The organism is Mesorhizobium sp. P2_F5 (assembly GCF_056403715.1).
In genome coordinates this window covers 223,283-244,386 of sequence record NZ_JBFUEY010000001.1, presented here as the reverse complement: position 1 = coordinate 244,386, position 21,104 = coordinate 223,283, and the positions used below count along the sequence as shown (strand labels likewise).

16 protein-coding genes are annotated in these 21,104 nt (G+C 63.9%); 4 read left to right on the top strand and 12 right to left on the bottom strand.

Annotation, left to right across the window (positions count from 1 at the left end; translation table 11 throughout):
• Positions 1–9: 9 nt before the first annotated feature.
• The 5 genes from AC1DYO_RS01160 to AC1DYO_RS01140 all read right to left on the bottom strand — a co-directional run bounded on the left by AC1DYO_RS01160 (position 10) and on the right by AC1DYO_RS01140 (position 6,648).
• A complete protein-coding gene (locus tag AC1DYO_RS01160) occupies positions 10–855 on the bottom strand; it encodes a fumarylacetoacetate hydrolase family protein (RefSeq protein ID WP_477259497.1) in 846 nt (281 codons plus the stop codon).
• Positions 856–931: 76 nt separating this feature from the next.
• The gene (locus AC1DYO_RS01155; protein WP_477259495.1) at positions 932–1,663 is read right to left on the bottom strand and encodes an SDR family oxidoreductase; all 732 of its coding nucleotides are present in this window, start codon (positions 1,661–1,663) and stop codon (positions 932–934) included.
• Positions 1,664–1,949: 286 nt separating this feature from the next.
• The gene (locus tag AC1DYO_RS01150; RefSeq protein ID WP_477259493.1) at positions 1,950–4,322 is read right to left on the bottom strand and encodes an aldehyde dehydrogenase family protein; all 2,373 of its coding nucleotides are present in this window, start codon (positions 4,320–4,322) and stop codon (positions 1,950–1,952) included.
• 231 nt (positions 4,323–4,553) lie between these two features.
• Positions 4,554–5,603, bottom strand: a complete 1,050-nt coding sequence (gene deoC / locus AC1DYO_RS01145; protein ID WP_181056620.1) for a deoxyribose-phosphate aldolase — start codon at positions 5,601–5,603, stop codon at positions 4,554–4,556.
• Positions 5,604–5,820: 217 nt separating this feature from the next.
• Positions 5,821–6,648: a ferredoxin--NADP reductase gene (locus AC1DYO_RS01140; protein WP_477259491.1), complete on the bottom strand. Its 828-nt coding sequence runs from the start codon at positions 6,646–6,648 to the stop codon at positions 5,821–5,823.
• A gap of 222 nt (positions 6,649–6,870) precedes the next feature.
• On the opposite strand from AC1DYO_RS01140, the gene AC1DYO_RS01135 reads away from it, so the two are divergent.
• The gene (locus AC1DYO_RS01135) at positions 6,871–8,955 is read left to right on the top strand and encodes a hydantoinase/oxoprolinase family protein (protein ID WP_477259489.1); all 2,085 of its coding nucleotides are present in this window, start codon (positions 6,871–6,873) and stop codon (positions 8,953–8,955) included.
• A 1-nt stretch (position 8,956) separates the two neighbouring features.
• Positions 8,957–10,642 (top strand): hydantoinase B/oxoprolinase family protein, encoded by a 1,686-nt coding sequence (locus AC1DYO_RS01130; protein WP_477259487.1) that lies wholly within the window; start codon positions 8,957–8,959, stop codon positions 10,640–10,642.
• A gap of 40 nt (positions 10,643–10,682) precedes the next feature.
• Here the strand turns inward: AC1DYO_RS01130 and AC1DYO_RS01125 are convergent, their stop codons facing one another.
• On the bottom strand, positions 10,683–11,573 hold the full coding sequence (locus AC1DYO_RS01125) for an SGNH/GDSL hydrolase family protein (RefSeq protein WP_477259485.1): 891 nt from the start codon (positions 11,571–11,573) through the stop codon (positions 10,683–10,685).
• Positions 11,574–11,828: 255 nt separating this feature from the next.
• Between AC1DYO_RS01125 and AC1DYO_RS01120 the strand changes: the two genes are divergently transcribed.
• Complete coding sequence (locus AC1DYO_RS01120; RefSeq protein WP_477259483.1) at positions 11,829–12,599, top strand: ABC transporter substrate-binding protein; 771 nt, start codon at positions 11,829–11,831, stop codon at positions 12,597–12,599.
• Positions 12,600–12,668: 69 nt separating this feature from the next.
• Entirely contained in the window at positions 12,669–13,784 is a 1,116-nt protein-coding gene (locus AC1DYO_RS01115) for an aminomethyl transferase family protein (protein ID WP_477259481.1), read from the top strand.
• A 4-nt stretch (positions 13,785–13,788) separates the two neighbouring features.
• Here the strand turns inward: AC1DYO_RS01115 and AC1DYO_RS01110 are convergent, their stop codons facing one another.
• The 6 genes from AC1DYO_RS01110 to AC1DYO_RS01085 are packed head-to-tail and all read right to left on the bottom strand — an operon-like array spanning position 13,789 to position 20,907.
• On the bottom strand, positions 13,789–14,250 hold the full coding sequence (locus tag AC1DYO_RS01110; protein ID WP_477259479.1) for a MarR family winged helix-turn-helix transcriptional regulator: 462 nt from the start codon (positions 14,248–14,250) through the stop codon (positions 13,789–13,791).
• Positions 14,247–14,831, bottom strand: a complete 585-nt coding sequence (locus AC1DYO_RS01105; RefSeq protein ID WP_477259478.1) for an amino acid synthesis family protein — start codon at positions 14,829–14,831, stop codon at positions 14,247–14,249. The genes AC1DYO_RS01110 and AC1DYO_RS01105 overlap by 4 nt, the downstream gene beginning before the upstream one ends.
• Positions 14,824–15,708 (bottom strand): UPF0280 family protein, encoded by an 885-nt coding sequence (locus AC1DYO_RS01100; RefSeq protein ID WP_477259476.1) that lies wholly within the window; start codon positions 15,706–15,708, stop codon positions 14,824–14,826. Before AC1DYO_RS01100 ends, AC1DYO_RS01105 begins: the two co-directional genes overlap by 8 nt.
• Complete coding sequence (locus AC1DYO_RS01095) at positions 15,708–17,249, bottom strand: 6-hydroxynicotinate reductase (protein ID WP_477259474.1); 1,542 nt, start codon at positions 17,247–17,249, stop codon at positions 15,708–15,710. The genes AC1DYO_RS01100 and AC1DYO_RS01095 overlap by 1 nt, the downstream gene beginning before the upstream one ends.
• A complete protein-coding gene (locus tag AC1DYO_RS01090; protein WP_477259472.1) occupies positions 17,246–20,047 on the bottom strand; it encodes a molybdopterin-dependent oxidoreductase in 2,802 nt (933 codons plus the stop codon). The genes AC1DYO_RS01095 and AC1DYO_RS01090 overlap by 4 nt, the downstream gene beginning before the upstream one ends.
• The gene (locus AC1DYO_RS01085) at positions 20,044–20,907 is read right to left on the bottom strand and encodes an FAD binding domain-containing protein (RefSeq protein WP_477259470.1); all 864 of its coding nucleotides are present in this window, start codon (positions 20,905–20,907) and stop codon (positions 20,044–20,046) included. The genes AC1DYO_RS01090 and AC1DYO_RS01085 overlap by 4 nt, the downstream gene beginning before the upstream one ends.
• Positions 20,908–21,104: the final 197 nt, after the last annotated feature.

Genomic DNA, 21,104 nt, shown 5'->3' with positions numbered 1-21,104 from the left:
AAGTGGCGGCTAAACGTCCGCCTTGAAGGTCTGCTTCTGCTGGCCGAGCCCCTCGATGCCGAGCTCCACCACGTCGCCGGCCTTCAAGAACACCGGCGGCTTCATGCCGAGGCCGACGCCGGGCGGGGTGCCGGTGGAGATGATGTCGCCGGGATGCAGCGACATGAACTGGCTGAGATAAGAGACGAGATAGGCGACGCCGTAGACCATGGTCTTGGTCGAGCCGTTCTGCATGGTCTTGCCGTTGACGGTCAGCCACATTTTGAGGTTCTGCGGGTCCTTGACCTCGTCCTTGGTGACCAGCCACGGGCCGGTCGGGCCGAACGTGTCGCAGCTCTTGCCCTTGGTCCACTGGCCCTGACGCTCGGCCTGGAAGGCGCGCTCGGACACGTCATGGGCGACGGCATAGCCGGCGACATAGTCCAGCGCCTCGGCTTCGCTGACATACTTCGCCGTCTTGCCGATGACCACGGCGAGTTCGACCTCCCAGTCGGTCTTTTCCGAGCCACGCGGGATCAGCACGTCGTCGTCCGGGCCGACAATGGCCGAGCTGGCCTTCATGAAGATGATCGGCTCAGGCGGCACGGTGGCGCCAGTTTCGGCGGCATGGTCGGAATAGTTCAGGCCGATGCAGATGAATTTTCCCGTGCCGGCGACGCAGGCGCCGAGACGGGGCTTGCCGGAAACGACAGGCAGCGACTTCGGGTCGAGCTTCGACAGCATGTCCAGCGAGGTCGGATGAAGCGCGGTGCCGGCAATGTCGGCGACATGGGCGGAGAGATCGCGGATCGTTCCGTCCGCATCGAGCAGGCCGGGACGTTCGCTCCCTGTCTCGCCATAGCGCAACAACTTCATCGTATTTCTCCTGTTTGAGGGCGACCGGCGGGCGTGATTCCTGGAGCCACCGATCGCCGATAAGGGCTGGAAGCGGTCAGATCGACCAGCCGCCGTCGATATTGTAGGCCTGTCCCGACGTGTAGGTGGCGCCGGCGAGATAGACGGCAAGGTCGGCGATTTCCTCGGGCGTGCCGAGACGGCCCATCGGCTGGCGGGCGATGAAGGCGGCCCGCGCCGCGTCATAGTCGCCCTGCGCGTGCATGCGCTCCTGCAGCGACGGGCTTTCGACAGTACCGGGGCAGATGGCGTTGCAGCGAATGCCCTTGGCGACATAGTCGGCGGCGACCGCCTTGGTGAGGCCGATCACGGCCGCCTTGGTGACGCCATAGGCGAAGCGGTTGGGCACGCCCTTGCCGGCGCCGGCGACGGAAGACATGTTGATGATCGAGCCGTCGCCACGCTCCAGCATGCCGGGCAGCACAGCCCGAATGGTGCGGATCATGGCGCGGACATTGAGGTTGAAGGCGAAATCGAGATCGGCATCCTTCATCTCGAGGATCGAGCCGGAATGGACGAAGCCGGCGCAGTTGAACAGCACGTCGACGCGGCCGATTTCGGCGAAGCCCGATGCCACGGCATCGTCGTTGAGAACATCGAGCTTGCGGGTCTTGATGTCAGAGGTCCTGGCGAGTTCGGCCAGCAGCGCTTCGTTGATGTCGGTGGCATGGACGACGGCACCTGCCTTGGCGAAGGCCAATGCGCTCGCCTTGCCGATGCCTTGCGCCGCCGCCGTGACGACAACGACCTTGCCTGCCAGATCCGCCATGCTTTTCTCCTCGCCCTGTTGGCTCAGTCCGATTTACTGACGGCCGGCCAAGGCGTCCTGTGCCAGACAGGCGCGACTATGCGGCCTGCACTATCCATCAGTCTACGAATAATATATGTTTTTTCTCGTTAAAGAACACAAGTTCAGGCGTCAAGCCCGAACGCGATCACCTTCACGACAGCCGATGTAATGCACATCGCTTGCTCTGACGCAACGACATGTATGACAACCGGACAATGAGTCACGCTGCCTTGGTTCGTTCAAGCACGAAGCGCCTTAGCGACATTCAGTCGCCGTAAGGCACCCAGACGTTCTTGACCTCGATGGCCCGGCGCAGCAGGGCATCGCCGGCGGCTTCATCGGACGCCCAGTCGAGGTTGCGGCCATTGCCGGTCCAGACACGCTTGAGATTGCCGATGGAATCGGCCTCCGCCTTGGCGCAGGTCTCGGCATCGGCGAACAGCCAGAGCCCGTCGACATCGTCATGCTTGGCCAGCACGCCGGCAAGCTCCGCCGTGCGGCCGGTGACGATGTTGATAGCACCGGCAGGGACGTCGGAATATTCGATCACCTGGTAGAGATCGGTGGCGAGCAGCGGGTATTTTTCCGACGGCACGGCGACCACGGTGTTGCCCATGGCAAGTGCTGGGGCGATCAGGGAGATGAATCCGAGCAGCGGCGCGCTGTCCGGGGCAACGATGCCGACGACGCCGACCGGCTCGTGCAATGCCAGCGTGACGGCGCGGGCCGGCGGCTGATGCACGCGGCCTTCGAACTTGTCGGAGAGGCCGGCATAGAGGAAGAGGCGCTCTATGGACTGCTCTACTTCTTCCCGCGCGGCCTTGGCGTTGGCGCCGGTCAGTTCGGTGAGGCGCGCGGCGAACTCGTTTGCGCGGCCGGACAGGTTTTCGGCGAGGTAATAGAGCACCTGGGAACGGTTGTAGGCGGTCGCTTCCGGCCAGGCCTTGCAGGCGCGAGCCGCCGCAACGGCATCACGGATATCCTTGCGGCTGCCAAGGCCGACTTCGCCGGCGAGCTTGCCCTTGGCGGTGGCGACGGCCAACGAGTAATTGCCATCGGGCCGGACTTGCTTGCCGCCGATGAACAGCTTTGCCGTACGATCAATGGCGCCGCCATCCGCTTGCTCGACAGGCTGTGCCGAAGACATTGCCGGCTTGATGACAGGGCCAAGCGGCAGTTTTGCCGTGAGATATTCGAACATGCCCTCACGGCCGCCTTCGCGACCAAAGCCGCTTTCGCGGTAGCCGCCAAAGCCGCAGGCAGCGTCGAACATGTTGGTGCCGTTGACCCAGACGACGCCGGCCTTCAATTGCGGCGCGACGTGGAGCGCGAGGTTGATGTTCTCGCTCCACACGGAGGCCGCCAGCCCATAGCGGGTGTTGTTGGCAAGCTCTATCGCTTCCTCGGTGTTGCGGAAGGTCATGGTCGCCAGAACCGGGCCGAACACCTCTTCCTGTGCCAATATATTAGCCGGCGAAACTCCGGTGGCGAGCGTCGGCAGATGGTAGTAGCCGGAAGACGGCAGCGCTGCGTCCGGCTGCCAGCAGACGGCGCCTTGTTTTGCGCCCTCGGCGACCAGACCTTTGACCCGGTCGAGCTGCGTGGCATCGACCAGCGGGCCGATATCAGTGTTCTTGTCGAGCGGGCTGCCGACGCGCAGCCGGCTCATCCTGACCTTGACCTTGGCTATCAAGGCTTCGGCGATGCCTTCCTGCACCAGAAGCCGCGACCCGGCGCAGCATACCTGGCCCTGGTTGAACCAGATGCCGTCGACCAGACCCTCGACCGCGCTGTCGAGATCGGCGTCCTCGAACACGATGAAAGCCGATTTGCCGCCGAGCTCCAGCGATAGTTTTTTTCCTGACCCCGCCGTGGCTTTCCTGATGATCTTGCCGACTTCCGAAGAGCCGGTGAAGGCGATCTTCTGGATGCCGGGATGGTTGACGATGGCCACGCCCGCTTCAGGTCCGCCCTGGACGATGTTGACGACGCCCTTCGGCACGCCGGCGCGCTCGCAGATCTCGGCGAACAGGATGGCGGTGAGCGGCGTGAACTCGGCCGGCTTCAGCACCACCGTGCAGCCGGCGGCAAGGGCTGGCGCAATCTTCCAGGCCAGCATCAGCAGCGGGAAATTCCACGGGATGATCTGGCCGACGACGCCAACGCCCTTATGGCCGGGGAAATCCTTGTCCAGCGCCTGCGCCCAGCCGGCATGGTGGATGAAATGGCGGATGGCGAGCGGCACGTCGATGTCGCGGCTTTCGCGGATCGGCTTGCCGTTGTCGATTGTCTCAAGCACTGCGAACAGGCGCTGATGGCGCTGCATGGCGCGGCCGATGGCATAGAGCACTTTCGCGCGCTGGTAACCCGAGGATGCCGACCATTTCGGCAGCGCCTTGGTGGCGGCAGCGACCGCGGCGTCGATATCCGCGGCGCCTGCATCCGAGATCTTGGCCAGCAGCTTGCCGGATGACGGCTCGCTGGTGTCGAAAGTCTTGCCACCGGCAGCCGCCTTCCAGGCGCCATCGATGAACAACGCCTTGCCGAAGTCGCGCGCGGCGAGCCAGGCATCGGCCTCATTGCGGGCTTCCGGCGCCGGGCCGTATTCCATGGCGTGATAGCGTTCGAGGATGTTCATGGCACGCTCCAGATAATTGTCTTGGCAGGCGCTCTGTCGCGCCCCCCTCTGTCCTGCCGGACATCTCCCCCACGAGGGGGGAGATCAGCCTTCACCTCTGTCGGCCGCGATACTGCAACGTTGGCGATTGGCGAAATCGCCGATGCCAGCCAATCTCCCCCAAAGTGGGGGAGATGTCCGGCAGGACAGAGGGGGGCGCGAAGGAACTCGGCGTTCAAGGCCCTACGCGCCCTAAGCCATCGCGTGGCGATGATTGGCCGAATAGTGCCCGGTCAGATGATGCTCGAGCTGGCGCTCGATGTCGGTGAGCAGACTCGAGGCGCCGAAGCGGAACAGGTCTGGTTCCAGCCATGGCCGTCCGAGCTCTTCCTTCATCAGCACCAGCCAGTCGAGTGACGCCTTGGCGGTGGAGATGCCACCGGCCGGCTTGAAGCCGATAAGAAAGCCGGTCTCTTCGAAATAGGCCCTGATGGCACGCACCATGGCGAGGCCGACGGGCAGCGTGGCGTTGACGCTTTCCTTGCCGGTCGAGGTCTTGATGAAATCAGCGCCCGCCATCATCGCCACCATCGAGGCCAGCATGACATTGCGCAAAGTGGCGAGGTCGCCGGTGCCGAGGATGACCTTCAAATGCGCATCGCCGCAGGCTTCGCGCATCGAGACGATCTCGTTGTAGAGCTCCTGCCATTTGGCGCCGAAGACCAGGCCGCGCGGGATGACGACGTCGATCTCGTCGGCGCCGTCGCGCACCGATGCCTCGATCTCCTGCAGGCGCGTCGACAGCGGCGCGAGGCCGTGCGGGAAGGCGGTGGAGACAGCGGCGACATGGATGCCAGTGCCGCGCACGGCGTCGACAGCCGTGGCGACGAAGGGATGATAGACGCAGACCGCCGCCGGGCGGATCTTCTCGCCCTCTATGCCGAGGCCTTCGACGATGTCGCGGCGGAACGGGTTGATCGCCTTGGCGCACAACCGGCGCACGCGTTCTTCGGTGTCATTGGAATTCAGCGTCGTCAGGTCCATGCAGGAGACGGCGCGCAGCAGCCATGCCGCCTGGTTGTCGGCCTTGATCGAGCGCCTTTTGGTCAGGCTGGCGACGCGACGCTCCAGCGCCGAGCGGTTGACGCTGCGCACCGATTCCATGAAGCCGAGATCGAGCCGCATGCCGGTGTTGCGGGCAATGCCATGGGTTTGCGGCACGGGCGTGTTGGCGGCGGCACGCGCCGGCAGCGGCGTGATCTTGGACGCGCCGAGATCGGCTTCGCGGATTGTGCTGCTCATCTCCTGCCCTTTCGCTCGACGATTTTACGTCGTGGTGCGTGTCGGTGCTCGAACCGACTGGCGGTTTGGGTGACACACACCGAAGATAGCCCGTGAATCGATGCTTCACGAGTCCTTCAAGAGGTCATAGCGGAAAAAGGCGGCAAAAGCAGCTGAATTTTGACCGTATGGTCAAAACGTGAATCCAAGAGCGCAGCCGCCGAAGCGTCGGCTGATGTCAGCCGACGAAAGCGCGCTCGACGACGAAAGTCGAGGGATGGCTGAGCGAACCCTCATGGAAGCCGAGGCTTTCAGCCAGTTCCTTGACGTCCTTCAGCATGTGCATCGAGCCGCAGATCATGATGCGGTCCGTCTCCGGATTGAGCTTCTCGATGCCGAGGTCTGCGTAGAACTTGCCGGAGCCGATCAGCGCCGTGATGCGGCCCATGCGCGCCGACTCTTCGCGGGTCGTCGAATTGTAGAGCGTAACGCGGCCGGTGGTCAGTTCGCCGATCAGCGGATCGTTCTCGAGCGCCGCCACCAGTTCCTGGCCATAGACCAGTTCGGCATTGTCGCGGCAGGTATGGGTGAGGATGAGCTCGTCGAACTTCTCATAGGTGTCGGGATCGCGCAGCAGGCTGGCGAAGGGCGCAATGCCGGTGCCGGTCGAAATCATGAACAGCCGCTTGGCCGGGGTCAGCGCGTCGACGACCAGCGTGCCGGTCGACTTCTGGCGCATGATGACGGTGTCGCCGACCTGGATCTTCTGCAATTCGGAAGTCAGCGGGCCTTCCGGCACCTTGATCGAGAAGAACTCCAGCTCTTCGTCCCAGGCCGGGCTCGCCACCGAATAGGCGCGGTACACCGGCTTCTCGGCATTGGGCAGGCCGATCATGACGAACTCGCCGGAGCGGAAGCGCAGCGACTGGGGACGGGTGATGCGGAACGAGAACAGGCGGTCGGTGTAGTGCTTCACCGAGACGACGGTTTCGGCATAGACATTGGCCGGAATCGGGAACTGCAGCGGACGGGCGCCGGCCGTGTTGAATGCGGATGTGGTGTTCATCAAATCCAACTCTGTCTTGCCCACTCACATATGCGGGCGCCAAACCATTTCCTGCGCGCCCAGACCATTCAGGTCCCGGCGTGCCGTTCACACACTCCAAAGCGGTAAGCTCTTGTGTCCGAAATTTATTAGTATACAAACGATATTTGTGTCAAGATACCACGCTAAAACAGCTTTCCAAACTGCGGCGTATTCGTAGTCCTGCCATTTCGGGTTTCGACAATGAAAGAGAATTTTTCGGTGCAGCAACCGGATTCCCTGGGTAACGTCGTTGCCGGCATCGATGTCGGCGGAACCTTCACCGACCTCATTTTGATCGACGGCAAGGACGGCGGCAGGGTGCATATCGCCAAGACGCCGACCACAGTCGACAACCAGGCCTTCGGCGTGGTTTCAGCGCTTGGCGCCACCGGCTTTGCCATAGACGGCATCGACCTCATCGTGCATGGCACGACCACAACCACCAATGCGGTGCTGGAACGCCGGCTGGCCAAAACCGGCATGATCACCACGCGCGGTTTTCGCGACGTGATCGAGCTTGGCCGGCGCACACGGCCGCAGCCTTATGGCATGACGGGGACGTTCGTTCCGATTATCCCGCGCGATCTCAGGCTGGAAGTGTCGGAGCGCGTCGAAGCATCGGGCGCGGTGCGCACGCCGCTCGACGAGGCCGAGATGCGCGCGGCAGTGAAGACGCTGGTTGTGGCAGGCTGTGAGTCGCTGGTCATCCATTTCCTGCATTCCTACGCCAACCCGACACATGAGCGGCGCGCCGCCGAGATCGCCGCCGAACTCTGGCCGAACAGCTACATCACCACGGGCCATGCGCTGCTGTCGGAAGCGCGCGAATTCGAGCGCGGGGTGACGGCCGCAGTCAACGCCTCGGTGCAGCCGATCCTCGAGCGCTATGTCGAGCGGCTGCGCAAGGAATTGGCTGCCAAAGGCTATGCCCGCGACTTCCTGATCATGAACGGCAATGGCGGCATGATCTCGGCCCGTTTCGTCACCAGGGAATCGGCCAAGACCGTGATGTCCGGTCCGGCGTCCGGCGTCATCGCCGCTGCCTATACGGGTAAGCGCGCCGGCTTCGAAAACCTCGTTACCTACGATATGGGTGGCACCTCGACCGATGTGGCGCTGATCCGCAACGCCGAACCGGCGGTCTCCAACGAGATCGAGATTGAATATGCGATGCCGATCCACGTGCCGATGGTCGCGGTGCATACTGTCGGCGCAGGCGGTGGTTCGATTGCCCGCGTCGATGCGGCCGGGCTGATCCAGATCGGTCCGGAAAGTGCCGGCGCCAATCCCGGCCCGATCTGCTACGGCCGTGGCGGCAACGAGCCGACCATCACCGACGCCAATCTGGTGCTCGGACGGCTGGCGCCGAAGAAGCTGCTGGCGGTCGAAAACCCGGTCACCGTCGAGCGCGTCACCGGCATTTTCGAGGACAAGATCGGCAAGGCCACTGGCCTGTCCGGCGTCGAGGCGGCGGGCGCAATCCTGCGGCTCGGCAACATGAAGATGGCCGGCGCCATCCGCATGGTCTCGGTGTCGCGCGGCCATGATCCGCGCGATTTCGCGCTGTTCGCCTTTGGCGGCGCCGGGCCGTTGCACGCATCCGCGCTGGCGCGTGAACTCGGCCTGCCCCGTGTGCTGGTGCCGGCGCGTCCGGGCATCACCAACGCGCTTGGCTGCGTCGTCGCCGATCTTCGCCATGACTTCGTCAACACGATCAACCAGCCCGTGGTGGCGGTCGATGAATCCCAGCTCCATTCGGTATTGGAACGGCACCGAAACGAAGGCGAAGAGCTTATCGGCAAGGAAGCTGTAAAGCCGGAGACGATCCGCGTCACCCATTCCGCTGATATGCAGTTCGTCGGCCAGACCCACATCATCAACGTGGCGCTGCCGTCTTCGTCAGTGACACGGCAAGAGTTGCAGGCGTTGTTCGAAAAGGCCTATTTCGCCCGCTTCAAGGTCGAGCTGCCAGAAATCCGCGCCAATCTGGTCAACCTCAACACTTCGGTCACCGGTGTGCGGCCGGCCATCGATCTGTCACGGCTGATCGACCCGGCCGGACGCGCCAGGACGCTTGACGAGGCGCTGCGCGAGACAAGGCCTGTCTGGTATGCTGGACGCTGGCACGATACGCCGGTGTATGCGCGCGAAAAGCTGCCTCGCGATGCCGTCATCGAAGGGCCGGCGATCCTCGAACAGATGGACGCCACCACCGTGCTCGAACCCGGCGACCGCGCAAGGTCGGACGCCGACGGCAACATCATCATCGACATCGGCGAGGCCTGAGATGCAAAAGCTCGACGCCATCACGCTTTCGGTTCTGCAGGCAGCACTTCAGCAAGTCTGCGATGAGATGGATTTGACCTTTTCCCGCGCCGCCTTCTCGCCTGTCATCGCCGAGGCCAATGACCGCTCCGACGGCATCTATTCCGCCGTCGACGGTTCGCTGATCGCGCAAGGCAGCCAGGGCCTGCCGGTGTTCGTCGGCGTCATGCAATATTCGACGAAGACGGTGATCGAGATGATTGCCGACGGCCGCTGCCTGGCGCCGGAACCCGGTGACATCTATATCGTCAACGACCCCTATCTCGGCGGCACGCATCTGATGGATGTGCGTTTCGCCATGCCGGTCTATCGCGGCGGCCAGATTTTCTGCTGGCTATCAAATACCGGCCACTGGCCCGATATTGGCGGTTCGGTGCCGGGCGGCTTCTCCGCATCGGCGACGGCGGTCGAACAGGAGGGCCTGCGCCTGCCGCCGGTCAAGCTGTTCAAGAAAGGCGTGCTGGACACCGAAATCTACGCCATCATCTGCTCCAACATCCGCGTTGCCGACCAGCGCATCGGCGATATCCGGGCGCAGGCTGCTGCACTGCTGATCGGCCAGGACCGGCTCAATGGAATCCTGGATCGTTACGGTGACGAAACGGTCGTCGAGGCGATCGCCGAACTGCGCCGCCGCGCCGCCGAGCAGATGCGCGCCAACATCTCCGCCATTCCCGATGGCACCTACAGCTCGACGGCCTTTGTCGACTCGGACGGCGTGGTCAACGAGCCGCTGACCATTGCGCTCGCCGTCGAGAAGCAGGGCGACACGCTGACGTTCGATTTCTCTGGTTCGTCAAAGCCATGCGCCGGGCCGATGAACAGCGTGCTGGCGACGACACTGTCGTCGGTCTATCTCGCCATGCGCCATATTTTCCCTGATGTGCCGATCAGCGCCGGCGCGTTCGAGCCGCTGATCGTCAAGCGGCCGGAAGGCACCTTCCTCGACGCGAAATACCCGCGCCCGGTTTCAGGCTGCGCGGCGGAAGTCTCGCAGCGCATCGCCGAGGCGGTGTTCGCGGCGATGGTGCAGGCGCTGCCCGACAAGGTGACGGCCGCACCCGCCGGCTCCAGCGGCAATTTCGCGCTTGGCGGCAACGATCCCGCGCGCGGCCGCGACTATGTCATGTACCAGATTTCCGGTGGCGGCTATGGCGGCAATTCTGGCCATGACGGGCTGACCAATGGCTGCTCGACCATCGGCATTTCAAAATCGCCACCGGTCGAGATCATGGAACAGGCGTTTCCTGTGCTCTACCGCCACTACGCCTTGCGCGAAGGCTCCGGCGGCGCCGGCAAGCAGCGCGGCGGTTTCGGCCTCTTCTATGAAGTCGAAATCCTGCGCGGCGAGGCACGCGCCTCCTTCGTCATGGATCACGGCCGTTTCGGCCCGCAGGGCGCGCTTGGCGGCAAGGATGGCGCGGTGAACACGGTGACCGTGTTCCGCGGCGGCGAGGAACATGTGCCGCCGCATCTGTCGAAGGAACAGGACATCGCGCTCAAGGCCGGCGACCGCGTGCGCGTCGGCACGCCAGGCGGCGGCGGCTATGGCGATCCGCGCCAGCGCGATCCAAAGCTGGTCGCCGAGGACGTCCGCCTTGGCTACTACACGGCAGCGCAAGCCAGAGACCTTTTCGGTGTGAAATAGACTCGACGGCGCGTGATTCCGGCGGGAGACAGCCCAACCATCAAGTCTGCAGCTTGGCCTTCAGCGCATCGGCGAATTTCTGCGCGATCTTCTTGAACCCGGCGGGATCGGGATGCAGCTCGTTGGCCCAGTCGGCCAGCTTCAGCGTTCCCTGCGTGTCGACCAGATGGAAATTGTTGTGGGGATCGTCGGCCAGGCGCTTCACCACATCGCGGAACGCTGCCAGCGCGTCGTGGACGATGACCGTGCCCTTGGCCACCGTCCAGTTGCAGAAATCGAGCGACGGTTTCAGCCACGGGCCGACACAGGACGGATGCGCTCCGTTCGGAATCGGAAAATCATAGCAATGGCCGAAGATCGGAACGCCTGGCGCGACACGGTCGCGCAGCGCGAACAAATCGAGATAGCAGGCCTCGACCATGCCGAGCGCCTTGGCGAAGCGGTTCTTGTTCAGGCCGGGGGCATGGCCGTCATTGAAGTCGAGGAAGATGCAGAACTGGTCGCCGGCAATGTCGTTGCCGCCGGCCGAGAACAGGATGGCGTCTGGTTTGCCGTTCAGCCAATTGGCCTTGTTGCGCAGGGCCGCGATCATCCGTTGCTGTTTGGGCAGCGACATCTCGTCGGTTGCCGCATCGCCATGATGGGCAAGGTTGAGGATGGTCGGCGGCATCGAGCCTATGCGCCGCAGCTGCGCGATCACATCGGTGTCGACGAAGGGAAATCCGTTGCCGGTCAGCGGATAGTCGAACCAGGAATCGCCCTGAGCCAGCATGACCAGTGGTCGATTGGCGACAGCGGCCTCGAGATTGCCGGCACTTTCTATTGCGGTTTCAAGCCGCTCGATGTTGGCCTGGTGGACCTTGATGCGCTTGGCGATGTCTTCGTCGATGCGCCGTTGCGCGGCTTCCTGCACGAATTCCTGCTGGTCCATCCCCTGGTCCCTCCCACGACCGCCTATGACTGGCTCAGCATGAGCCGATGCACATGATCGTTCTGTAATTTAGATCACAGTAAGATTTCCTGAGGAGGGACGGCTTGCCGCGCCGTGATCGCCGCAGAGCATGTCGTTTCCGTCTCCGTCACGCCCCGCAAAGGCCGTAGACTTCTATCTTGTTTTTGCGCAATTCCGGACGGGAAACCGCCAAAACTTTCCCTGGAATTGCTTTAGTCAACGGGGAACCAGAACATGCGTATTTTCGGTCGTTTCGTGCTTGCCGCTTCCGCCGCTCTGGCACTCGCCACCGGTGCTGCCTCTGCCGAGAAACTCAGGATCGGCACGGAAGGCGCCTATCCGCCCTTCAACTATGCCAATTCGGACGCCACGCTGGGCGGCTTCGACATCGATCTCGGCAAGGCGCTGTGCGCCGAGATGAAGGCCGAGTGCGAGTTCTCCGTGCAGGATTTCGATGGCTCGATCCCCGCGCTGCAGGCCGGTAAGTTCGACGCCATCATCAACATCACAATCACACCGGAGCGGGCCCAGAAGGTCGAGTTCACTCACAAATACTACCAGACGCCGCCGGCCATCGCCGTGCCGAAGGATTCGACCATTGCCGGCACATCGCCCGACGATCTGAAGGGCAAGGTGCTGGGCGTGCAGAGCGCCACGATCCACCAGAATTTCGCCGAGCAGAAATACTCCGGCTCGACCGTGAAGGCCTATCCGACCGGCGACGACGCGCGCACCGACATGGCCAATGGCCGTCTCGACGCCATGATGGACGGCTCGATCATCCTGACCGAATGGCTGAAGAAGCCCGACGGCGCCTGCTGCAAACTGCTCGGCACGCTGACCGCCGACCCGGCCATTCACGGACCCGGCGTCGGCATTGCGCTGCAGAAGGGCAACAAGGAACTGGCCGACAAGTTCAATGCCGCCATCGACGCGCTGCGCGCCAACGGCAAGTACAAGGAAATCAACGACAAATATTTTTCCTTCGACGTCTACGGGGGTTAACCACTTCACCGATCCGACCTCGGCAGCGCCGCCCGGCGCTGCCGTTTTCATGAATGACGGAGAAGTTTCTTGGTTGAGCGGCGCTCCCCTTTTTACAACAGCATAGTCGGCCTGGGTGCCACCATGGGCCGGGTCGGCGGTAACTTCGTCTCGGCCAAATACTATTCCGGCATTGCCGACGAGCACCTGAACACGCGCAAAAATGTCGGCGTGCAGGATCTCAGCACCATGGGCAAGATGGACATCAAGGGGCCGGAAGCCGAGGCGCTGGTCAATCATGTCATCGTCAACGATGCCGCAGCGATGAAGCCCGGCCAAGTGCGCTATTCCACCGTCTGTCGCGACGATGGCGGCATCATGGATGACCTCACCGTATTTCGGCTGGCACCGGAGCATTTCATGCTGGTGACCGGCTCGGTTAACCGGCTGAAGATGCTGCCCTGGCTGCAGCACCATTCTGAAGCGCGACAGGCCTATGTCACCGACATCACCGCGGCCGTCGCCTTCCCGACCATACAGGGGCCGCGCTCCCGCGAACTGTTGAAGGCGCTGGTGTCGGATGCCGATCTGGACGGGTTGAAGCGCTGGGCATTCACCGCAGGACGTATCGGCGAGACCAAGGTGCTGATCTCGCGCACAGGCGTGACCGGCGAGGTTGGCTTCGAACTGTTCGTGCCGGCTGATGAGGCGACTTCGGTCTGGGGCGCGCTGATGCGGGCCGGTGGCGATTTCGGGCTAAAACCTTACGGCGTGCTGGCGATGTTCACGCTCGGGCTGGAGAAAGCCTATCCGGCGCACGGTATCGACATGGATGAAAGCCGCACACCGTTCCATGTCGGGCTCGATCGCTGGATCAAGTTCGACAAGGGCGAGTTCATCGGCCGCGACGCGCTGCTCAAGGTGCGGGACAAAGGCCTCGACGAGCGCTGGACCGGACTGATCCTCGACGGCGACCGGCCGGCCGCCACGGATGCCAGGGTTTTCGCCGACGGCGAGGATGTCGGCGTCGTCACCTACAGCGACCACGGCCATTCGCTGGGCAAGGTGTTGGCGACGGCGCATCTGCGGCTGCCGTTCACTGCGATCGGGACGGAACTGAGCATCGACATCGACGGCAAGCCGACCCGCGCGGTAGTGGCGCCGATGCCATTCTTCGACCCAGAGGGGACGAGCCTGCGCGCCTAAGATATCAGGCCAACTTCGCCAGCAGTCGCATAAATGTGGCCGCTTCCTTGGCGGTCAGCGGCGCCAGCGTTTCCTGGGTGATGGTGCGGGCCAGCGGGATCAGCCGTTCGATCGCCTCGCGTCCCTCAGGCGTCAGATTGACCAGCAGCCGTCTCTTATCGACCTCGTGCTTGGTGAGATCGACAAGGCCACGCGCCTTCAGCCGGTCGATGACGCCCTTGACCGTCGCCGCATCCATGGCGATCAGCGTTCCCAACTGGTTCTGCGAGGTCTCGCCGACATCGTGCAGCTTGGCCAGTGCTGCAAATTGCGGCGGCGTCAGGTCGCTGATCTGGGCGGCAAAGATCGAGACATGGCGCTGATGCGCCTTGCGCAGGATGAAGCCGACCTGCTCCTGCAGGCGGTAGTCATGTTCGTCAGGCTCTTCGGCCTCGACCAGCTTCAGAAGATTGTCCCCGCCGCTCATCGCAAGCCATCCCAGGCCTTGATATCGCCGACGGCCAGGCCGCCCATGCGGTCATGTACGCGCGGACCGCAGCTCATGGCGAGGCAGAACAGGATTTCGTCGGCACGCGGTCCGTCGCTGATGCCGACCTCCATGGCGTCGAAATGGCTGCGGACATAGGCGGCGTTGGTGTGGCCGAGCGGCACATCGAGCCGCGAGCCGAAGGCGCCGACCTTGGTTGCCGACGGCACGATCGCCTTGGCGTCGCCGAGCCGCTCGCGCATGGCGTAGCCGCCCGGCACATGCCACAACGCGCCATGCTCGAGCTCACCTAACGAGCCGACGATGGTGCCCTTGCCGTAGGCGTCGATCTGCTTGATGTCGCCGCCCAACGCGGCAATGAGCTTGTCCGTGAGCAGCAGGCCAAGCGGCTTCAGATCGTCCATGGCGCTCTGTAGGTCTTCCACGTAGCGGCCGGCGAACGGGTTCTTCACCAGCGCCACGGCTGCGGCGCGTCGGCGCGGCGCGGCAGCAACCGGCCCGCCATCGTGAAAAATCTCCTCGGTCAGAACCGCGATCTTGCGGATCGGAAACTCAGGCATGGGCAACTTCCTTCCCTGGATTTTTGTTGGGCGCGGCAAGCGCCATGGAACCACTGATGCGGGCTTCCCCGCCTAGAAACAGCGCCGATGCGGCAATCAGGCCGCGCCGGCGAAAATCTTCGGCGACGGCAAGGCCATTGTCCAGCGCCCGCTCCACATCGCCACGCGCGAGAATGCCGACGCCTTGTGTCACCAACCGTGCACCGAGATCGCTGTCGGGCAAGAGTTCTTGTGCGGGAATGCGCTTGATGGCCGGATTGCCGGGCAGGTCGACGGCGTTGGCAATGAGTGTCGCCGCCGCATCGGCCTCGGCGCCGGTCCGTGCCAGCACAGTGACGGCGTCGGCAATGCCCAGCGAAAACGAACGACCGCGCCAGCCACTGGTGGCGACGCCGCGCACACCGTCTGCTGAGCGAACGGTGATGCGGTCGGCCATGCCGTTGCCGGTGCCGGCGATCGCCAGGTTCATTGACTTGCCCTTGCCTATATGGAGAGCGCTGTCGCCGCCATTGTTGACATAGGCGCGGTCGAGCGTGCGGCCGGCCAGCAGGGCAGCGAGAATTTCGTCGGCTACCGATCCGGCAACGGCAGCCATCGGCGTGATGAAGCATTCCGCCAGCGGCATGACGGCTGCTTCCATCCGGCGCGCTGTCGGGCCGGCAAAGGTGCGCGGCGCCAGGAAAAATGCCGGAAGCCGCAATTCGGGAAGCTCCTCGACCAACTCGATCAGGATCGTCTGGAAGCGCGAGATCGCCTGGTCGTAGGCGGCAAGACACTCATCCGCTTCGCCAAAGGCCTCGACGATGAGGTCGATCGGCCCGTGGTTGAGGTGCAGCCGCTTGCCGTCCTGCAGCCAGTTGACCTGCGGGCCTTGCATCAGCCGGCCCCGTTCGAGCCGGCGCTGCGCAACTGCGCCAGGGGCGGCCACGGATTTTGGGCCTCGGCACCTGTGCCACGGCGCGGGTTGAGGTATTCGCCACCCTTGGCAACAATATCCTCGATGCTGCGGATCTCGGCCTCGTAGCCGCCCAGCCTGACATAGTCGTCGCGGCGCAAGGTGAATTCGATTGGCGCTACCAATGCCGGGGTCGGCACATAACCGAAGGCGCCTTCCGGCACGCGGGTGACGTCGACCATCAGCGTGATGCCGCCGCCTGGCCAGACATAGACCGGCGCGCCGCCGACCGTCACATAGGTCTTCAAGCCTTGTACCGAGCGGGTCAGATTGACCGGGTTTTCGGTGACGCCGGCGCGCAGCGAACCGCCGGCGCCGCCGATGAACAACACCGTGCAGAGCGCTGGCTCGCAATTGTCCTCGATCAGGCCAACGGACTTCTGCAGCCGTTCCGGGAACGGTTTTTCCACAGGCTTCAATTCGTCGTCGAGCTCGTAGTAGGCGAACTGCTCGCCGGTGGTCGACACCATCAGCAGCGACAGGCCGGGCCGTGCGCCCTTCTTGGCGTTCCATTCGCCGAGGATCGACAGCGGGTCGGAAATCGAGGTGCCGCCCCAGCCGAGTCCGGGCTCGGAGACCTTGAAATAGCGGCCTGGCGTCGATCGGCGGCCGATGATCTTGATGCCAGTATCCTGCCATCCCAGCACCTTGCCGGCCTGATGCTCCGAGACGACGCCGGTGATGTGGTCGTCGACCACCACCACCTCGTCGACCAGGCCGCGCCATTGCGTGGCGAACATGCCGATGGTGGCCGAGCCGCAGCCGACGCGCATGCGTTGTTCCTGCTTGCCGTCGATGACAGGCGGTTTGCCGGCTTCGACGATGATGGTGGCGCCGCCGTCGATGGTCAGTTCGACCGGCTTGCGGTTGCACAGATTGAGCATCGCGTCACAGGTCGCGCGTCCCTCGGCCTTGGAGCCGCCGGTCAGATGATGCACGCCGCCAAGCGACAGCATCTGCGAACCGTATTCGCCTGTGGTGACGTGGCCGATCGCCTCGCCTTGCGAGCGCACGATTGCCGTCTCGGGGCCGAGATGGCGGTCGGTGTCGATCTTCACCTTGACGCCGCAGTAGGAGAAGATGCCCTCGGTGACCACCGTCACCAGATCGACGCCCTCGACCTCCTGGCTGACGATGAACGGAGCCGGCTTGTAATCGGGATAGGTGGTGCCAGCGCCGATTGCCGTGACGAAGCGGCGGCCGGTGTTGACCAGTTCGCCATCCCATTGCTCGCCTTCGGCGGTGAAGGGGACCATGGCGGCGCCAGTCTCGGCCGCGTGGTCGAGAATGGTCAACGGGTCCATGCGAACGATGCGGCCGCCGATATTGCCGTAGCGGTCGCAGGCGCCTGTGCGACCGTCGGCGATGTAGCACATGACCGGGCAGGCATCGCAGCGGATCTTTTCCGCAACCAGCTTCTCGCCGGGGTCATGGGTTTCGAAGCGTTCGGCAAGCTCGCTCATGCGCGTGCGTCCTTCTCGCGAATCGCAGCGCGGATGCGCGTCGGCGTCGCAGGAACCTTGGTGATGAGAACGCCGGTGGCGTGGCGGATAGCGTTGAGGATCGCCGGTGCGGTCGGGATCAGCACATGCTCGCCCAGGCCCTTGGCGCCGAACGGGCCTTCCGGATCGGGAACCTCGATCAAGATGTGCTCGATCGGCGGCACGTCGCCGATGGTCGGGATGAGATAGTCGTGCAAATTCTCGGTGCGGCCGGGGATATACTCCTCCATCAGCGCCATACCGATGCCTTGCGCGATGCCGCCCTCGATCTGGCCTTCGACCAACAGCGGGTTGATCGCCTTGCCGACATCATGCGCGGCGGTGATTTTCAAGAGGTTGACGGTGCCGAGCTTGAGATCGACCTCCAGTTCGGCGATCTGCGCGCCGTAGCCATAGACGGCGTACGGCTTGCCCTGCCCCTTGGCATCGAGCGGCAGCGTCGGCGGATCGTAGGTCTCCTCGGCGCGGAAGACGAAACCGTTCGCATCGACATCGAGGGCGGCAAGATCGATGCGGCGGGTGGCTTCGCCTTCGCGGATGACGATCATCGGGCCGTCCAGTTGCAGGGCCGCGTTCTCCGAGACGTTGGCAAAGCGCAGAATCTTTTCGCGCAAAGCACGGCCGGCTTTTTCTGCAGCCTTGCCCGTCACAAAAGTCTGGCGCGAGGCCGATGTCTTGCCGGCGTCGGGGCTGATCGCGGTGTCGGCGCTCTTCAGCCGGAATCGTTCCAGCGGCAGGCCGAGCGCGTCGGCGCAGATCTGGGTGATGACGGTGTTGGAGCCCTGGCCGATATCGACGGCGCCCTGATGCAGGATGACCTCGCCCGCTGGCGCAATGCCGACCCTTATGGTCGACGGATTGGGCAGCGAAGTGTTGCCGCAGCCATACCAGCAGGACGCGATGCCGACGCCACGCTTTTTGCTCGTATTGGAGGAATTGAATGCATCTGCGTCGGCTGTCGCGCGAGCCCAATGCGGCCGCAAGGAGTCAAGGCATTCGAATATGCCGACGCCCGACTCCAGCCTCTGCCCGGTAACCGTTTCGGAACCGTTCCGAAGGCAGTTTTTCAGGCGGAAATCGAGCCGGTCCATACCAAGCTTGCCGGCGAGCTCATCATAGAGCGTCTCCTGCATGATCGTCGCCTGCGGCACGCCGAAACCACGGAAGGCGCCGGAGATAGGCCCATGCGTGTGGATAGCGCGGCCCTCGGCGCGGTAATTCGGCGTCGCATAGGGGCCGGAGGCATGCACCGGCACACGGTTGGCGACGGTCGGACCCCAGCTGGCATAGGCGCCGGTGTTGAAATCGCCGGTGAAGACCATACCGGTGACGCGACCCTCGGCATCGGCGCCGATGGTCGCCTTCATCTGCGAGGGATGGCGCTTGGTAGTCGACATCATGGATTCGTTGCGAGTGTAGGCGAGCGCTGCCGGCCGGCCGGTCTTCAGCGCCACAAGGCCGATGAGCGGCTGCAGCGACACGTCCAGCTTCGAGCCGAAACCGCCGCCGGTCGCGGTCGGAACGATGCGCACCTTGTCGACGGCGAGACCGAGCACCTTTGCCGTGTCGTCGCGGTCCATGTAAGGCGCCTGTGTGCAGGCGACGACGACCAGCGTGTCGCCGTCCATATAGGCATGGCCGGCTTCGGGCTCGATGTAGGCATGCTCGACATAAGAGGTGTCGATGGCGCCGGTCACGGTGAAGGCGGCGGCGGCAATGGCAGCCTCAGGGTCGCCGCGCTCGACAAAACCCTTGGTCAATAAATTGTCCGGGCGGTTGGGATGAATCAGCGCCGCACCTTCCGCCTGCGCGTCGCCGGGCAGCAGAAAATGCGGCAGCTCGGTCCAGCGGACAGGGAAATCCTGGAGGTCGAGATCGAGGATCGCCTCGCGCTCGCCGGCGACTAGCGCCACTGCCTCGCCGCGCAGGCGCGCAAAGCCTTCGGCCAGCGCCGGCTGGTCGGCGAACGGGCCGATGACGCCGAAACAGTTTTTTCCGGGAATGTCGGCGGCGGTGAAGACACCGATGATGCCGGGATGCTTCTTCGCCCAGCCGTCGAGGTCGCCGAAGGCGAAGCTGCCGTGGTAGTGCGGCGAACGAACCACCAGCACGGCCAGCGCATCGGCGGGGAAGGAATCACCGCCGAATTTTTCGCCGCCGGTGACTTTTGGCACGCCGTCGAGCCGCACCGGTGACGAGCCGATCGCATGCCCCGACTCCGGCATGCGGAAATCCAGGCTGGCTGTCTGCGATGAGGCATCCATCACCGCCGTGATGATCTTGCGGTAACCGGTGCAGCGGCAGAGGATGCCGCCCAGCGCATCCTGTACCTCTACCTCGGTCGGGTGCGGTTTCGTCTCCAGCAGCGCCGTTGCCGCGACCAGCAGCGCCGGCGTGCAGATGCCGCATTGCGCCGCGCCATGCGCCAGGAAAGACGCCTGCAGCGCCGACAGGCGGCCATTGGCGAGGCCCTCGACCGTCGTCACGGCCGTGCCCGCCGCGGAGGCCGCCGACATCAGGCAGGCGCAGACGGCGTCGCCGTCGACCAGCACCGTGCACGCGCCGCAATCGCCGGCGTCGCAACCGATTTTGGTGCCGGTGAGCTGCAATTCGTCGCGCAAAACCTGCGACAGACGGCGCAGCGGCGGCACGTTGACCGAGACGGCAGCGCCATTGACCGCGAAAGCAATTTCCGCGCGCTCGAGGCCGTAGCCCGGCACGAGATCGGGCAGAGCTTCAATCATCTCGGACTGGTTCATGCCGCCACCATGCTGTTGTCGTTCGTCAATCCGCAGGCGCCCAGTACGGCGCGGGCGACAAGCTCGCGCGCGGCGTCGAGCCGGTATTCGGCGCTGCCGCGCACATCGGCGATCGGCGACAGCTCGGGCATCGGCGCGGACAATACGGCATCGGCAAGCCCCTGATCTGCAGCAAGCCCGCGCAGGGCAGTCTCGACGCCAGCCAGCCGCCTGGCCACAGCCGAACAGGAGCCTACGGAAACAGCCGCTTCCGTGACTGTGCCGCTGTCGATGACAAGGCGCGCCGCCACCATGGCGATGGAAATGACAAGATAACGCCGCGCACCGAGCTTGACGAAAGCGGAGGTACCGGCGGCCGCATGCTTGGGGACGCGGATGGCGGTGACCATTTCGCCCGGTAGCAGCGCCGTGCGGCGGTTGCCGAGAATGAAATCCTGCAGCGGCAGATGGCGCGTCGTGGCCGCCGATCGCAGCTCGACCTCAACGTCGAGCACCAGCAGTCCCGGCACGCCATCGGCGGCCGGAGAGGCGTTGCAGAGATTGCCCGCGATCGACGCAACATTCTGGATCTGCACGGAGCCGACTTCGCGCGCGGCTTGCTTCAGCGCATCGAATGCCGGCGGCAAGGGATGGCGGACAAGGTCGGTCCAGGTGGTGCGGGCGCCGACAACCCAATGGGTTTCGGTCTCGGCAATGCCGCGCAGGCAAGCCAGGCCATTGATGTCGAGAACATTGTCGCGGAACGGCTTGGCGCCTTGCGCCGGATAGAAATCGGTGCCGCCGGCAAGCACGCGCCAGCGATCCTCGCCAAGCAGAGCGAGCGCCTCATCGAGCGTGGTGGGTTTCGCGTAACGGATCACGCCTTACCTTCCAAAAAAATTGGCCTTCCCAAAAAGGCCTTCCATTGGGGCCTTGCCAAAAGTGGGTTCTTCCCGAACCCCTGCCAGTATCAGATCCGGCCAAATTCATTCGTATGCAAATGATATCAAGCTGGTGGAAATTGTCAAAGCCGGAGTTTGAGGGAAGCTGGCCGCCACGCTTTTGTTATGTCTCCAGA

What these genes read in the sequence shown, in the direction of transcription:
- AC1DYO_RS01160 (WP_477259497.1), bottom strand. Translation starts at nt 855, where the DNA reads ATGAAGTTGTTGCGCTATGGCGAGACAGGGAGCGAACGTCCCGGCCTG.
- AC1DYO_RS01155 (WP_477259495.1), bottom strand. Translation starts at nt 1,663, where the DNA reads ATGGCGGATCTGGCAGGCAAGGTCGTTGTCGTCACGGCGGCGGCGCAA.
- AC1DYO_RS01150 (WP_477259493.1), bottom strand. Translation starts at nt 4,322, where the DNA reads ATGAACATCCTCGAACGCTATCACGCCATGGAATACGGCCCGGCGCCG.
- deoC (WP_181056620.1), bottom strand. Translation starts at nt 5,603, where the DNA reads ATGAGCAGCACAATCCGCGAAGCCGATCTCGGCGCGTCCAAGATCACG.
- AC1DYO_RS01140 (WP_477259491.1), bottom strand. Translation starts at nt 6,648, where the DNA reads ATGAACACCACATCCGCATTCAACACGGCCGGCGCCCGTCCGCTGCAG.
- AC1DYO_RS01135 (WP_477259489.1), top strand. Translation starts at nt 6,871, where the DNA reads ATGAAAGAGAATTTTTCGGTGCAGCAACCGGATTCCCTGGGTAACGTC.
- AC1DYO_RS01130 (WP_477259487.1), top strand. Translation starts at nt 8,957, where the DNA reads ATGCAAAAGCTCGACGCCATCACGCTTTCGGTTCTGCAGGCAGCACTT.
- AC1DYO_RS01125 (WP_477259485.1), bottom strand. Translation starts at nt 11,573, where the DNA reads ATGGACCAGCAGGAATTCGTGCAGGAAGCCGCGCAACGGCGCATCGAC.
- AC1DYO_RS01120 (WP_477259483.1), top strand. Translation starts at nt 11,829, where the DNA reads ATGCGTATTTTCGGTCGTTTCGTGCTTGCCGCTTCCGCCGCTCTGGCA.
- AC1DYO_RS01110 (WP_477259479.1), bottom strand. Translation starts at nt 14,250, where the DNA reads ATGAGCGGCGGGGACAATCTTCTGAAGCTGGTCGAGGCCGAAGAGCCT.
- AC1DYO_RS01105 (WP_477259478.1), bottom strand. Translation starts at nt 14,831, where the DNA reads ATGCCTGAGTTTCCGATCCGCAAGATCGCGGTTCTGACCGAGGAGATT.
- AC1DYO_RS01100 (WP_477259476.1), bottom strand. Translation starts at nt 15,708, where the DNA reads ATGCAAGGCCCGCAGGTCAACTGGCTGCAGGACGGCAAGCGGCTGCAC.
- AC1DYO_RS01095 (WP_477259474.1), bottom strand. Translation starts at nt 17,249, where the DNA reads ATGAGCGAGCTTGCCGAACGCTTCGAAACCCATGACCCCGGCGAGAAG.
- AC1DYO_RS01090 (WP_477259472.1), bottom strand. Translation starts at nt 20,047, where the DNA reads ATGAACCAGTCCGAGATGATTGAAGCTCTGCCCGATCTCGTGCCGGGC.